This window comes from Cupriavidus sp. 05T313, assembly GCF_056396665.1.
This window is the reverse complement of sequence record NZ_JBFTLX010000010.1, coordinates 30,029-44,616: the sequence shown is the minus strand read 5'-3', so window position 1 is coordinate 44,616 and position 14,588 is coordinate 30,029. Positions and strand designations below refer to the sequence as shown.

At 62.6% G+C, this 14,588-nt stretch carries 13 protein-coding genes; 4 read left to right on the top strand and 9 right to left on the bottom strand.

The features are described 5' to 3' along the window. Positions 1–5 precede the first annotated feature (5 nt). The 7 genes from AC1DKD_RS03995 to AC1DKD_RS03965 form a co-directional block, all read right to left on the bottom strand. A complete protein-coding gene (locus tag AC1DKD_RS03995) occupies positions 6–2,159 on the bottom strand; it encodes a 3'-5' exonuclease (RefSeq protein ID WP_441625941.1) in 2,154 nt (717 codons plus the stop codon). Further along, positions 2,156–2,542, bottom strand: coding sequence for a response regulator transcription factor (locus AC1DKD_RS03990; protein WP_477111129.1), 387 nt, complete (start codon positions 2,540–2,542; stop codon positions 2,156–2,158). The genes AC1DKD_RS03995 and AC1DKD_RS03990 overlap by 4 nt, the downstream gene beginning before the upstream one ends. Beyond that, on the bottom strand, positions 2,539–5,280 hold the full coding sequence (locus AC1DKD_RS03985; protein ID WP_477142961.1) for an ATP-binding protein: 2,742 nt from the start codon (positions 5,278–5,280) through the stop codon (positions 2,539–2,541). The genes AC1DKD_RS03990 and AC1DKD_RS03985 overlap by 4 nt, the downstream gene beginning before the upstream one ends. A 1-nt stretch (position 5,281) precedes the next feature. Continuing rightward, a complete protein-coding gene (locus AC1DKD_RS03980; RefSeq protein WP_441625935.1) occupies positions 5,282–5,530 on the bottom strand; it encodes a hypothetical protein in 249 nt (82 codons plus the stop codon). Positions 5,531–5,540: 10 nt separating this feature from the next. Further along, positions 5,541–7,205, bottom strand: coding sequence for a cation acetate symporter (locus AC1DKD_RS03975; protein WP_441625933.1), 1,665 nt, complete (start codon positions 7,203–7,205; stop codon positions 5,541–5,543). Next, positions 7,205–7,510 (bottom strand): DUF485 domain-containing protein, encoded by a 306-nt coding sequence (locus AC1DKD_RS03970; RefSeq protein WP_441625931.1) that lies wholly within the window; start codon positions 7,508–7,510, stop codon positions 7,205–7,207. Before AC1DKD_RS03970 ends, AC1DKD_RS03975 begins: the two co-directional genes overlap by 1 nt. Before the next feature lie 538 nt (positions 7,511–8,048). Beyond that, positions 8,049–8,399 (bottom strand): hypothetical protein, encoded by a 351-nt coding sequence (locus AC1DKD_RS03965; RefSeq protein WP_441625929.1) that lies wholly within the window; start codon positions 8,397–8,399, stop codon positions 8,049–8,051. A gap of 517 nt (positions 8,400–8,916) precedes the next feature. Between AC1DKD_RS03965 and AC1DKD_RS03960 the strand changes: the two genes are divergently transcribed. Beyond that, positions 8,917–10,623: an ABC transporter ATP-binding protein/permease gene (locus AC1DKD_RS03960; protein WP_477142960.1), complete on the top strand. Its 1,707-nt coding sequence runs from the start codon at positions 8,917–8,919 to the stop codon at positions 10,621–10,623. A 45-nt stretch (positions 10,624–10,668) separates the two neighbouring features. Here AC1DKD_RS03960 and AC1DKD_RS03955 read toward each other — a convergent pair whose 3' ends face one another. After that, positions 10,669–10,845: a CsbD family protein gene (locus tag AC1DKD_RS03955; protein WP_441625925.1), complete on the bottom strand. Its 177-nt coding sequence runs from the start codon at positions 10,843–10,845 to the stop codon at positions 10,669–10,671. 301 nt (positions 10,846–11,146) lie between these two features. On the opposite strand from AC1DKD_RS03955, the gene AC1DKD_RS03950 reads away from it, so the two are divergent. The 3 genes from AC1DKD_RS03950 to AC1DKD_RS03940 all read left to right on the top strand — a co-directional run bounded on the left by AC1DKD_RS03950 (position 11,147) and on the right by AC1DKD_RS03940 (position 13,050). After that, positions 11,147–11,629 carry a Spy/CpxP family protein refolding chaperone gene (locus tag AC1DKD_RS03950; RefSeq protein ID WP_441625923.1) on the top strand — a complete coding sequence of 161 codons (483 nt, stop codon included), beginning with the start codon at positions 11,147–11,149 and terminating at the stop codon, positions 11,627–11,629. Between the two features lie 75 nt (positions 11,630–11,704). Beyond that, positions 11,705–12,052, top strand: coding sequence for a hypothetical protein (locus AC1DKD_RS03945; protein ID WP_477142959.1), 348 nt, complete (start codon positions 11,705–11,707; stop codon positions 12,050–12,052). A gap of 278 nt (positions 12,053–12,330) precedes the next feature. Next, entirely contained in the window at positions 12,331–13,050 is a 720-nt protein-coding gene (locus AC1DKD_RS03940; protein WP_441625919.1) for a Crp/Fnr family transcriptional regulator, read from the top strand. Between the two features lie 151 nt (positions 13,051–13,201). Here AC1DKD_RS03940 and AC1DKD_RS03935 read toward each other — a convergent pair whose 3' ends face one another. Then, positions 13,202–14,503, bottom strand: a complete 1,302-nt coding sequence (locus AC1DKD_RS03935; RefSeq protein ID WP_441625917.1) for a UDP-N-acetylglucosamine 1-carboxyvinyltransferase — start codon at positions 14,501–14,503, stop codon at positions 13,202–13,204. Positions 14,504–14,588: the final 85 nt, after the last annotated feature.

Here is a 14,588-nt window from a genome sequence, read left to right as displayed (position 1 = left end):
GTTCCTCAGTACCGGAGCCGCGCGTAAAGGGTCTGTTGCGCGGCATCGCGGGCATCCTTCAGGGTGACAATGCCTTTTTCCGCGAGCAGCGGGGTCATCTTGAGAAAGACCTCGCCAGTGACGATCGCGTCTCCCAGGGCGGTATGGCGGCCAATCACCGCCACGCCGAGACGGCTGGCGATCGCTTCCAGTGTGTGCTCGGTCTGATGGGGGTGGATCACCTGCGATAACAGCAGCGTATCGAGGACGGGTTGCGTGAAGGCGGTGCCGGTTCTTTCCTCCAGCATTTGCAGGAACTTCATGTCGAACGCGGCATTGTGCGCGACGAGCACGGTATCCGCGGCGAAACGGTGAAACTGCGGCAACACGGTTTCGATCATTGGCTGGCCATTGAGCATGGCGTGCGTGATGCCGTGAACCGCTATCGACCCGGCGCTCAGCGCGCCCCGCGGCTGGATCAGCTGCTCGAAACTCTCCCGCTGCAACAGCCGGCCGTTGACGATGCGCAAGGCGCCGATGGAGATGATTTCATCGCCGGCGGCAGGCTCCAGCCCCGTGGTCTCGGTATCGAACACCGTGTAGCTGAGTTGCGCGAGCAGGCACTGGTCGATTTCGGCGTTTTGTCCCGGCTGGTGGAACAGGTCGAAATCGTAGAACTCCGGGCGGCCTTGCTGTGCCGGCAGGCTGTCCAGCGCCGACCGCGGCTCGGAGACCGGCAGCATCAGACGGTAGCGGGCCATGTCGGGCGACGAGCCGGACGAACATACGGTCTCGCCGCCCTGACGCGCCATCAGCGCGCTCAGTGAGAGGGCCGCACCGGCCTGCAATGGTGCGTTCTCCCACGCCCGCAGCATGTCGGCGGTTGGCGGCGCGCCGCGCCAGGTAAGGTCGAGATAGGCCAGACGGCCGGCACGGCACAGGCCGAAACGCAACTCGGTGACGCCGGCTTCGGTAGCGAGCCGCTGCGCCAGATAAGCCAGCGCCTGGGTCAAGGCATAGCTGTCCACCTTGAGCCACAGCGTGGCGTCGACCGCATCGCTGGCGGCTACGCTGAGCGACGGGCTGCCGATCCGCCGCAGCAGCAGCGCGAGCAGGTCGGCGCCGCGCATCTCTTCAAGCTCCTGATGGCTGTCCATCCCGGCGCCGCGCTGATCCACGGCACGGCCGATCTGGCCCACCAGGCGCTGCGATTCGTCGTCGATGATGCCGGTAAGCTGGGCTCGCTTCTCAGCGTTCATTGCCGGGAACGCCTGGAGGGTTTCCACCGCCGTAAGGAGATTCGCCAGCGTGGCGCGCGCATCTTGCGTGAGCGACTGCAGCAACGCGTCGCGGCGGTTGTCGGCCTCGACGTTGCGGGTGATGTCTTCCAGCGTCAGCACGAAGCCGTTGAGGGTATGCGCGCTGTCGAACACGGGTGCCATGTGCGCGCGCACGATCTGGCCCTGCGACAGCGTGGCGACGAATCCGGATACCGGCCGCGCCCCGCGGGCCCCGCCCTCGCGGAGCTGGTGCTGCAGCTGTTCCAGCGCGTGCAGGATGAGACCCCGCTCGATCACGCCGAACACGGAGCGGCCCAGGCCGATTGCCGCAATGCCAGCCGCGGGCGCGCCGCCCCGGCCAGCTTCCAGCAACTGCCTGGCGCTGTCGTTGTAGAGCAATATTCGCCCTTCGATATTGCAGACCAGCACGCTCAGCGCAAGCTCCGCCATGAGCGCGGCGAGCCGGTTCTTCTCCTCGGCCAGCGCGCGGTTCGCCAGCTCGATCCTGGCCTGCACGTCGTCGTGCACGGCCTGATGGGACGCCGCCAGCAGGTTAAGCTTGTCGACCAGGATGCGCACATCGCGCGCGCCCTGTGGCGCGATGCGATGACCGGGGTTGGCCGCAAGCAGCGCGGCGTCTTCGGCCAGCCGCGCGACCGGCGTCAGGTAGGCGTCGAACAGGGCTTTCAGGCCAATGCCCAGGCCAAGCAGCAGCAGCAACGCGAGGGCAATCCACAGCGCGCCGCGCTGCAGCAGCAACGCGCGCAACCAGGTGCGCTGCGCGTCCGGCAGGTCGATCGCGAGCGGCAGGAGGATCGCGCCGGCGAGCAGCAACTGCGCCAGGAAGAGCAGCGCCAATGTCACGCCGAAGCGGTGCCCGGCGATCCACGTTCGAATCATTCGGGGTCTCTCTGACAGCTCGCGAGCAATGCGCCCACCTTCTCAACCAGCTCCTTGGTGGAAAACGGCTTGGTGATGTACGCATCGGCGCCCAGCGCGAGGCCCTTGCTCACCTCAAGGTCCCGCCCCTTCGCCGATAGCATGACCACCCTGACCCGATCCCAGGCCTTGTTCTCGCGGATCTTCTGGCAGACCTCGAAGCCGCTGCGCAGCGGCAGCATGATGTCGAGCAGGACAAGATCGGGCTGGAACGCGGCCATCTGCGCCAGGGCTTCCTCCCCGTCGCGCGCGATGCCCACCTCGTAGCCGCTCTGCTGCATCAGGAATTCCAGGGAGATCACGATGTTCGGTTCGTCGTCGGCGATAAGGACTTTGTGGGTCATGACGTTGTCTCCGGTGCGTTCGGCAGCGGCAGCGTGAATACGAATACCGCGCCGTTGTCCTGCGTGGTCTCCAGCCACAGCGCACCGCCGAAATGGCGGATGATTTCCCGGCTGATCGGCAATCCGAGCCCGGTGCCCTGGGGCTTGCCCGCCAGCCTGTCGCCGCCCTGGCGGAACTTGTCGAAGATCAGCTCCCGATCCTGCGGGCGCACGCCGCAACCGTTGTCGCGCACCGCGACGCGCAAATTGCCGCCCGCCGCCTCCAGGCTCACCGCGACCCGGCCGTCCGCGCGGTCGCAGAACTTTGCCGCGTTCGACAGCAGGTTGAGCATCACCTGCATCAGCCGGTCGGGGTCGGCCAGTATCAGCGGGACCTGCGGCGGCAGGTGCAGCTCAAGCTGAATGCGCTGGTCCGCAAACAGTTGCCGGGTGGCGCTTACCGCATCCTCGATCACTTGTTTCAAGTCTAGTGGCACGGGGTGCCATTCGGTGCTGCCGGATTCGATCTTGGCAAGGTCGAGCACGTTGTTGATGAGACGTGTGAGGCGCTCGCTTTCCTTGATCACAATGTCAAGGTATTCGCTGCGCCTGGCAGCGGCAAGATCGGGATGGTCGCGAAGAATTTCGGAGAACGCGCGGATTGACGTAAGCGGGGTRCGCAACTCGTGCGTCACTGTCGAAATAAAGTCGTCCTTCATGTGATCAAGCTCGGTGAGCCGCATGTTGGCGGCCTTGAGTCCGGCCGATACCATCTCCAGTTCTCGCGAWTTCTGTTCCAGTTGCCGGCTGTAGGCGACCGCTTGCGAGGTCTCATCCAGTATTGCCATGACTTCGTCCAGGCCGAGCGGCTCTTCATTCACCGCCGAGGCGATCATCGCGCGCGCCGATGCGGCGCCGATCGCACCTGCCAGCTGGATTTCCGCGAAATGCACCAGCGCGGCGTCGGCGGCCAGCGGGCTGGCGCCGGCACGCTCGCGGTGGAACCGCGCGTACGCTTCGTCGGCCCGTACGCCGCCAAGGAAGCGCCGCAACAACGCAAGTACCGCTTCGGCCGAAGCGCTGCCGCGCCACACATGGGAACCCAGTGCGCTGCCGCCGTGGGCATAGGCATCCACGAACAGGATGGCCTGCACCCGTTCCGCCGCGCTTTGCGGACTGGTGAGCGACACGCCGGCATAGCCGCCGACGTTCGCCAGCATGCTCCAGAACAGCGCATGCGAGACCGGGTCCAGCCCGGCCAGGCCAAACAGTTGCTGCGGCTTCAGCCACCCGATGCCGAACGGCCCGTATTCGACAAAACTGGCCGGCAGCCAGCCGGACTGCGCGAACGATGGCAGCAGGAGCGTGTACAGCCAGAGCAGGAAGCCTGCGCCGAGGCCAGCCAGCGCGCCGCGCCGCGTGCCGTTCTTCCAATAGATGGCGCCCAGCATCGCGGGCGCGAACTGCGCCACGGCCGCGAACGAGATCAGGCCGATCGAGACCAGCGCGTACGCTTCGCCGGCCAGGCGGAAGTAGGCGTATCCCAGCATCATCAACAGCACGATGGCCGCGCGCCGGATCGCGAGCAGCATCGCGCTGATATCGGCGCGATGGCCGAACCGCAGGGGCTTCAGGCGCAGCAGCAAGGGCATCACCAGGTCATTGCAGACCATGGTGCTGAGCGCGATGGTTTCGACGATGACCATGCCGGTCGCGGCCGACAGCCCGCCGATGAACACAAGGAGCGTCAGCGCCGGAGCGCCTTCCTGCAGCGGCAACGCCAGCACGAACATATCCGGGTCGACCTGGCCGCCCGGAAAGCGCAGCACGCCTGCGAAGGCGATCGGCAACACAAAGAGATTGATCGCCAGGAGGTACAAGGGCAGCATCCAGATGGCTTTCCTGAGGTGATTCTCGTCGACGTTCTCGACCACGGCGATCTGGAACTGGCGCGGCAGGAGCAGGATCGACAGCATCGACAGGAATACCAGCGCGGCCCAGCTGCCGAATGTCACGGTACCGCCATTCAATGTCAGGAGCGCCTTCAGCGCGGGAACCGCGCCCGCGCGCCCGAACAGATCCCCGAAGCCATCGTACAGGCCAAAGGTGACGAAGATCCCTACCGAGAGAAAGGCCGCCAGCTTTACCAGCGATTCAAACGCAATCGCGGCGACCATGCCCTCATGGCGCTCCGCAGCATCGATATGGCGGGCGCCGAACAGGATGGTGAATATGGCCAGCATCAGCGCGAGGTACAGCGTGGTGTCCGACCACACCGGCCCTGCCGTGCCGCGCCGGATGCCGATGTCGGCGGAATGCACCAGTACCGCCACGCTCGCCGAGACGGCCTTTAGTTGCAGCGCGATATAAGGCACGATGCCCACCACCGACACCAGCGTGACAAGGCCGCCAAGCAGCGCGCTCTTGCCGTATCGCGAAGCCAGGAAATCGGCAATCGACGTGATGCGGTTGTTCTTGCTGATACGGATGATCTTGCGCAGCACGGTCCACCATAGCGCCGCCATCAGTGTAGGGCCGAGGTAGATGGGCAAGAAGCCGATGCCGCTGACGGCGGCGCGGCCGACGCTGCCGTAGTATGTCCACGAGGTGGCGTACACGGCCAGCGACAACGCATACAGGTATGGGTTGTTGATGACGCTGGCGCCCGCGTCCGAGCGCTTGTCGCCGTAATACGCAATGGCGAACAGCATGCCAAGGTACGTGAACGACGCCAGCGCAACGACCCAGCCCTGCAGCATGTCAGTCCCTCGGCGCAGGTGCGGGCGGGGCGAACTGAGGGTTTCCTTTTCGCGGTGCTTCCTGCTCCGCGGTGACTGCCAGCAGAACGATAAGCACCGCCCATGCGGCGAACAGATAGGCGTACAACAGCGGGATGCCGAACCAGGTGAGCGTGTTGTTGAACAGGGCCAGCAGCGGATAGTTGAACAGCAGCCAGCCCAGGGCAAACAGCGCGATCAGGCGGTGTCCGACAAGGTTGCGGCGCAACACGGCACGTCCTTCAGTGGCCGGAAGCGCCCGACGCGCCAATGCCGGTTTCCGACCGGACTCTCTGCGCCTCGTACCCTGCGCGGTCAACCCGGGCACGATCGCTATTGTCGAGAATCGAGAACAGCCAGATGCCGACAAAGCCTGCGGTCATCGAAAACAAGGCAGGCGATGTGTACGGAAAGATCGCATCCTTGTAGCCGAATACATCCACCCAGACCGATTTGGAGACAATGGTCAGCCCGACCGCGGTGATCAGGCCGAGAAAGCCGCCGATGGTCGCGCCGCGCGTCGTGCAGTCTTTCCAGAGCACAGCCATGAACAGCACGGGGAAGGTAGCCGATGCCGCAACGGCAAAGGCCAGGGACACCATGAACGCGATGTTCTGCTTCTCGAACGCAATCCCGAGAATCACCGCCACGACGCCCAGCGCGACTGTCGTATACCGCGAAACGCGCAATTCCTTATCGCTGGCCGCCTTGCCTTTCTTGAACACGGTCGCATAAAGGTCATGCGAAACCGCAGTAGCGCCGGACAGCGTCAGCCCGGCGACCACGGCAAGAATCGTGGCGAAGGCCACCGCGGAGATAAAACCGAGGAACACATTGCCGCCAACGGCGTTCGCAAGGTGGATGGCAGCCATGTTGTTGCCGCCCAGCAAGCCGCCAAGCGCATCCTTATATACCGGGTTGGTGCTGACCAGCACGATGGCGCCAAAGCCGATGATGAATGTCAGCAGGTAGAAGTAGGCGATCCATGTCGTCGCCCAGAACACGGACTTGCGCGCTTCCTTGGCGCTTGGCACGGTAAAGAACCGCATCAGGATGTGCGGCAGCCCTGCCGTGCCGAACATCAGCGCCATGCCGAATGAAATGGCGGAAATCGGATCCTTGATGAAGGTGCCGGGACCCATGATGGCATCCTTCTTGGCATGGACGTCGACCGCCTTGGCAAACAGCGCTTCGGGATTGAAATGGAACTGCGCCAGCACCATGACTGCCATGAACGTCGCGCCCGCGAGCAGCAGGCCGGCCTTGATGATCTGGACCCATGTGGTCGCCGTCATGCCCCCGAACAGAACATAAACCATCATCAGCGTGCCGACGATCACCACGGCAAGCCAGTACTCCAGGCCGAACAGCAGCTTGATCAGCTGTCCGGCGCCGACCATCTGGGCAATCAGGTAGAACGCCACCACCACCAGCGTGCCCGAGGCCGCGAATACGCGGATCGGTGTCTGCTCGAAGCGATAGGCAGCCACGTCGGCGAAGGTGAAGCGGCCGAGGTTACGCAGCCGCTCGGCCATCAGGAAGGTGATGACGGGCCAGCCGACCAGAAAGCCGATCGAATAAATCAGGCCGTCATAGCCGTTCGAATAAACCGCGGCCGATATCCCGAGGAAAGATGCCGCGGACATATAGTCGCCCGCGATTGCCAGGCCGTTCTGGAAGCCGGTGATGCCGCCGCCGGCCGTATAGAAATCCGCGGCGGACTTGGTTTTGCTGGCGGCCCATTTCGTGATGAACAGGGTAAACACCACAAAGACAGCGAACATGGAGATCGCAGTCCAGTTGGTCGGCTGCTTCTGCATTTGGCCAAGGTCGCCGCCGGCTCCCCAGACCGCCCCGCACAGGGCAAGCAGCGTCAGTGTGCTCAGGATGCGGTTCCGGGTCGACATTACAGCACCTCCTTGCGAATCTGAGCCGTCAGGTCGTCGAATTCGCGATTGGCGCGCCAGACGTAGATGCCGGTGATGGCCACGGTAAATACGATCACAAAGAGTCCGATCGGAATACCCCAGGTCATCACGCCGTCGCCGATCCTGGTGGAAAGCAGGGTCTTGCCGAAGGCAACCAGGAGAATGTAGCCGTAATACACGACCATCATCATCCCGGCGAGCACCCATCCGTAGGTAGAACGGGTCGATACCAGCCGCTGATAGTTGGGATTGGACCGTATCCGCTGAACGAGATCTTCTTCCATGTCTTATCTCCGGTTCTTCGGGCAGGAGGTGCGCATGCGACGCGCTGTCTTCAGTCTTATGTCGAACAGCGGCAACAATCAATGGCGATATGCATGCAGCCCATGGGCAAGTGACGTAAAGCCGATCTTCGCTGCAGTCTCGTTCATGGCATCCGGTATGCGCGGAAAGTCAAAAGGCAACCGGCGGCATCATGCCCGGGATTGAAATAAGAATCGGTACGGTCCCGTACCGGTTGTCTTACGGCTTGATGCGCGCCCGCGCTTCGGCATTTCAGACTTCTTCTTCAGACATTCTCCGGACATTTGCCGGACAGTTTCCAGCTGAAGCGCGACGGCAGCAAAGCTGCCCGGCAGGACTGACACATTCGCTGGCGAGGCAGAGGCAGCAATGCGATATGGGTTCATCAGCCAAGTCCCGCAATCGCAAGCGGGCATGCCCGCTTGCGTACCGACGCGGTGCCGGCATTCACGTAGTGTCATGCGGAATGGCCGTGCCCCCATCGCGGGAATTTCCCGTGACGGCGCGCGAGACTGTTCCTCACGCCATCCGGCCCTGGATATGGCGACTGAAGAAGGCTCGCCAGACGGAGCCAGAGGAGACGGATGCCTGCGCCTGCGGCTTTTCATTCGCCCTGGGGCCGGGAGGCGGCGGCGCGATGTTTCCGCGCGCCGCGCATAGCAGGGTGGCATCGTCGCAATCGATCATCGCGGTGATGGTTTCACGCTGCAGGTCGGCAGGGTAGATCACGGGGAGGATTTCGCTAACGATGCGTTCACTCTCGAACGGCCCGAACCGGTAGATGTCATTGCCATCCACTTCAGCAAAGAACCAGCTGGCCGGACTACTTCGATAGACAACGACGACGGCGCGACAAACTTCCTTTGACATACCCTTACCCCCAACCAGAATCTGGTTCTTTATCCCACATTCAATATGAAAATATCCGGATAGGGATCGATTTTATTTCTTTCAATTTTTATAAAAAATCGCCAACCAGCAAATCCGAATCTGAAACTGGTGGGGCCCCATGCCGGACATCTTCCATAAAATCCCGGCGCCGATTCTGGTATGTTGCGGCATGTGCGCCCCTACGTGTATTTATAGCTTGTTTTTGAAATAATTACTGTCCGCAAGCGTACCAATTTGCAAAATCATATCGCCCTGGATTCCTGCCAAAAATCCGCCATCGCCGGTTGGCTCACCTATATTTCAATACACGGCCTTCCAACCCATTGCATGCATCTCGCCGGCAAAGACCACATGTGACGGATCAACGACCCCGGAAGGCTCAGGGGGGCGTGAGGCAGGCATTCGAAGGGCGTGACGCGTTCCGGCGCTGCCAAGAGAAGCACTCTGGCCGGGCTGGCGACGCAATCATGGCTCCGGTTCGGGCAAGAGAAGGATCATGGGAAACGCTGGCGGTAACTTGTGGACGCGATTCTGGGAAATCGCGAAACCTTACTGGTTCTCGCGGGAAAGATGGAAGGCCAGGCTGTTCCTTTTCCTGTTGGTCCTGCTGCTTCTTGGCCAGACCGGCGTCAATGTGCTGTTCAACGAGCAATCCGGCGAGTTCACGTCGGCGCTGGCGGCGAAGGATGCCGGCAGATTCTGGCACTCCATCCTCTTGTGCGTCTATGTCATGATCGCAGCCGTGCCGGTCTACGCTCTCTACTACTACGTCAGAAATACACTTGGCATCCACTGGCGGCGCTGGCTGACCAGCCACTACCTGGATAAATATTTCAGGAATCACGCTTTCTACAAACTGAACGCCAATACCGAGATAGACAACCCCGACCAGAGAATCTCGGAAGATATCAACACGTTCACAAACCAATCCCTGTATTTTCTATTGCTTGGACTGGGGGCACTGTTACAGCTTTTTGCGTTTAGCGGCGTGCTCTGGTCGATTTCCAAGGAACTGGTCCTGTTTCTTGTCCTCTATGCAATCGCGGGCACGCTGGTCTCCATCTTCCTGTTCGGGAGAATCCTGATCGGGTTGAACTTCTACCAGTTGAAACGGGAAGCGGATTTCCGCTTCAGCCTGATCCGGGTACGCGAGAACGCCGAATCGATTACCTTTCATCGCGGCGAGGCACTTGAGTCCCTTCACGTGCGGGACCGTTTCGATCACGTCTTCGCGAATTTCAGCAAGCTCATCCGATGGCAACTGAACCTCAATCTGTTTCAGTATGCCTATGCATTCCTGACCATCATGCTGCCGAGTGCCATCGTGGCTTCGCGCGTGCTCTCGGGCGAGCTCGAAGTCGGCCGGGCCATCCAGGCAGCCGGCGCCTTTGCCGCGATACTGGCCGCGCTCACCGTCATCGTCGATAACTTTGAAAGCCTGAGCCGATTTGCCGCCGGACTCGACCGGCTGAGCACTTTCTCAGGTTCGCTGAAGGAAGCACCGGCGACGCCCAGGCAAGCCGGGGACCGGATCGAAGCCACGCGCGACTCGCGCCTGGCGCTCGAGCATGTCACCTTGCAAACGCCAAATTACGAGCGGACCCTCGTCAGGGATCTCACCGTATCGATCAACCCCGGACAGGGATTGCTGATCGTGGGTGCGAGCGGAGGCGGCAAGAGTTCGCTGATGCGTGCGATAGCGGGGCTGTGGAACTGCGGCACCGGACGCATCGCAAGGCCGGAACTTGAGYAGATGCTGTTCCTGCCGCAGCATCCCTACATGGTGCTGGGAAGCCTGCGCAGCCAACTGCTGTACCCCAATCTCGATGACCGGAAGATATCCGACGAGGAACTCCTGCAACTGCTTGACGCGGTAAACCTGCCGGACTTCGTGGAACGATTTGGCGGGCTGGATGCGGTTCTGGACTGGGGGAAGGTTCTCTCCGTGGGGGAACAACAGCGTCTTACCTTTGCCCGCGTGCTGCTTGCGAAACCACGCTATGCGATGCTGGATGAGGCCACCAGCGCCCTGGACATTGGCAATGAAGAACGTCTTTATTTCCAGTTATCCACCGCCCCGACGACACTGGTCAGCGTCAGCCACCGGCCCACGCTCCTCAAGTACCACCAACAGGTGCTGGAGCTGAAGGGAAACGGCGATTGGGAACTCCACCGCTCCCGGAGCTACCGCTTCAGCTGGTAACTCCGGGGGGCGGTCCGGCAGCTCTCCTCTGCCAGGACGGGGCGCCTACGGCTGCTTCCTGGATTCCTCCTTCGCGTCACCATACAAAGCCTGCGTGGAGCCGACTATCTGTTCTATCTTGCCGGCCAGCTCGGTCTTCTTGTTACCCGTTCCTTTGCCAAATATTGCCTTCATCTTCCCCTTTGCCTGTTCGATGCGACCCTTCACTTGATCTGAGTTCATGATCTTGCTCCTTGAAGACGGCGAATGGCCGGCCAGCGCTACGCCTGGCGCGTCATCGCGCGAACGACGAGACATCTTTCCAGGACAGTCAGGCTGACACCAATTTGCGGCAGTGTCGGTACGATGCCGGACAGTTGGCGAACGCCGTCGCCTGCCCCGTACCGGCGCAGGGCTCCCCCCTCATCCTTGTCCGGTGCCGGACAGACGCGCACCAGGAACTGGCGCACAAGTAGGCATGCGATCGCGCCGCCAGCACTGGCGAGCCGCCGGCGGGATCATGGAATGTCCAAGGAGACCGATCATGAAACTCACCGCCCGCTATTTCCAGCCAGGGACGGCGTTCGTCCTGCCGTCCATCGCGTTTCTTTCGGCGCTGGCGCTGGCCGGTCCCGCCGGCGCCATCACGGCCACGGATGCCCAGGGTACCTCGCACGTTTTAAAGATTGCGAAGCAAGAGCGCATCGATATGCACATCAGCGACCTGCATGCGAAGCTCCAGATCACCCGCTCCCAGGAACAGCTCTGGCTGAAGGTCGCGCAGGTCATGCGCGACAACGCGAGCAGGATGGATTCGCTGCGTCAGGAGCGGGCTGACGACGTCAAAGGCATGACCGCCCTTGGCGACCTCAAGTCTTATGGCGAGATTGCCGACGCCCATGCCGATGGCATCAGGAAGCTCACGCCCGTGTTCCGGGACCTGTACGACAGCATGTCGGACGTACAGAAGAAGAATGCCGACCTGATCTTCCGGACCAGGGAGCAACATGCTTCGAGGAGGAACTGAATCCCGGAACCGGATGGCAGCCGCGGGCGCAAGCAACGCGGTGCGGTCCGGGCTTCCACCCGAACACAGGAGATCATGATGAACACCTCAACAGCGCGGTCAAGGTGGATGCGCTCTGCGAGCGCGCGGACCGTCGCGGCATTCGGCCTGGCAATGGCCATCGGCGCCGTGTCGACGGCACCGGCCTTCGGCGAAGACCGCGACCACCATCCCAGCCAGCAGAACCRTGGCAACCCGCATCCTTCAGCCCATCAGGGACATAACGGCGCGTGGCATGGCAACCAGCGCTACGATCACAATCACTATCGCGGCAACTACTATGACGACCAGCGCTATGGCTACGTCTATGCGCCGCCACCCGTGGCTTATGTACCTCAGCCGGCACCCGGCATCAGCCTGTTCTTTCCTTTGCAGATCCGCTAACCGGCTGATGCACAGGCGGCCTGGCATGTATCCCGCATGCCAGGCTGCAAGCCAAGGGTAAGCCTCGGGCAGCGTCATCCCCCCCCTCCCCCCTGCCGTCCCCCGGCAAGGTTTCCACGCGGCTCCACGCGCACTCCTGGCCGTGCAGCGCCTTCTGCTTCCGATATTGCTGCCCTATATTTATAGAGGCCGTCTGTTGTCGTCCCCGCAGTTCCGCGCGCGGGCAGACAACGCCAATGTGACCGGCAGTCAACCCAAACAGTATTGGGAGGCGAAGCGTGACTTCCGTCCAGGATCCCAAGGCCAACCACCTTCTGGCCGTGCTGCCGGAAGCGGAGTGGCTGCGCCTCGCGCCCCATCTGGTTCTGACCGATCTCCCGCTGGGCCATGTCGTGTACGAGTCGGGCGACCAGATGGCGAATGTGTACTTCCCGACCACGTCGATCGTCTCGCTGCTCTACGTGATGGAGGACGGCGCGTCCGCCGAGATTGCCATCGTCGGCAATGAGGGAATCGTCGGCATTGCCCTGTTCATGGGCGGCGAGACGACGCCGAGCCGGGCCATCGTGCAAAGCGGCGGCCACGGATACCGGCTAAATGCAAAGATCCTGAAACAGGAGTTCACCCGCGGCGGTCCCATACAGCATTTGCTGCTGCGATATACCCAGGCCTTGATCACCCAGATGGCCCAGACCGCCGTTTGCAACCGCCATCACTCCATCGAGCAGCAACTCTGCCGCTGGCTGCTGCTAAGCATCGACCGGCTGCCGTCCAACGAACTGACGATGACGCAGGAACTGATTTCGAACATGCTGGGCGTGCGGCGCTCGGGCGTCACCGAGGCGGCCTTGAAACTGCAGAACGCCGGCCTGATTCGATACAGCCATGGCCATATTGCGGTGCTCGACCGGCCAGCGCTCGAAAAGCATGCCTGCGAGTGCTATGCCGTGGTAAAGCGCGAGTTCGACCGCCTGTTGCCCGGTAAACCTGCAACCTGAGAATCCCGGCGGCAAGGCGGTCGCGAAGCGGACCAGGCCGAGCTTTCCCGGCGAGGTGGACATCGCCGGGGCAGTCGCCGCGGCGTCGCGCTGAACGTGGCGGGCCGCGCTTGCGCAAGACCCGCGTTGCCCGGCCCGCGCAGCCCTGCCCTCAATCTTCGCTCGTCCACTCCACCTGCACGCCCAGGCTGCGCAGGTTCTCGACAAAGCGGGGATGGGCCCGGCGGATCGGCGCCGCGTTGCGGATCTCGGACCGGCCGTCGATGCTGGCGGCCACCATGAACAGCGCGATCGCCACCCGGATGATGTACGGGCTTTCCACCACCGCCGGCGTCAGCGGATTGCCGCCAAAGGTGATGAGCCGGTGCGGGTCGGACGAGAACACATGCGCGCCGAACTTCGACAGCTCGCCGGTCCAGCCCAGCGCGCCGTCGTACACCTTGTTCCAGAACATGGCGTTGCCCTGCGCGCGCACGCCCAGCGCGATAAAGATCGGCAGCAGGTCCACCGGGAAATACGGCCAGGGCGCGGCCTCGACCTTGGTGAGCACGTTGCTGGTGAAGGGCGTCTGCACTTTCAGCGGGCCGGCGCAGGTGGCGCGCGACCAGCCGTCCTCGTGCGTGATCTGCACGCCGAACTTGGCAAAGGTCCGGTCGATCAGCGGGAAATTGCCGGGCGCGCTGTTGCGCACGACAACATCGCCGCCGGTGATGGCGCCCAGCGCCAGGAAGGTCGTGATCTCGTGGAAATCCTCGTCGAAGGTGAACTCCCCGCCACGCAGGGCGTTGCCGCCGTGCACCGTCAGGCGCGAGGTGCCAATGCCTTCGATGCGCGCGCCGATCATCGCCATGAAGCGGCAGAACTCCTGCACATGCGGCTCCGATGCCGCATTGGTCAGCGTGGACGTGCCGCCCGCGGCGGCGGCGCACAGCACGAAGTTCTCCGTCGTGGTGACCGATGCGTAATCCAGCCAGTGGTCGGTGGGTGTCAGCAGGCCGGCACTGCGCACGAGCAGCGAGCCGTCGACACGCTCCACCTCRCCGCCGAAGCGGCGGAAGACGTCGACGTGCGGATCGATCTCGCGCACGCCAAGCGTACAGCCCTTGACGTTGTCCTCCAGCCGGGCAACGCCGAAGCGCGCCAGCAACGGGGGCACCAGCATGATCGAAGAGCGCATTTCCTCGGGCAGCCGATGGCGGGCAGCATCGAAGACGGTTTCGCAATGGTGCAGTTCCAGCGTGCCGGTGGCGTGGTCCATATGCACCTTGCTGCCCAAAGCGCGGAAGATATCGAGGATCTTGCGCACGTCGGTGATATCGGGCACGCCATGCAAGCGCAAAGGCTCATCGGTGAGCAGCGTGGCGCAGAGCACGGGCAGCACTGCATTCTTGTTGGCCGAGGGAGTAATACGGCCGCGGAGCGGCTTGCCGCCGTGCACGATGAGATTGGACATGGGATCAGGTATAGCGGGGCGGACCCGGACATTCCGGGACGAAGCCCAGCATTGTACTTGCTATGCGAATGCCGGAATGACGGGA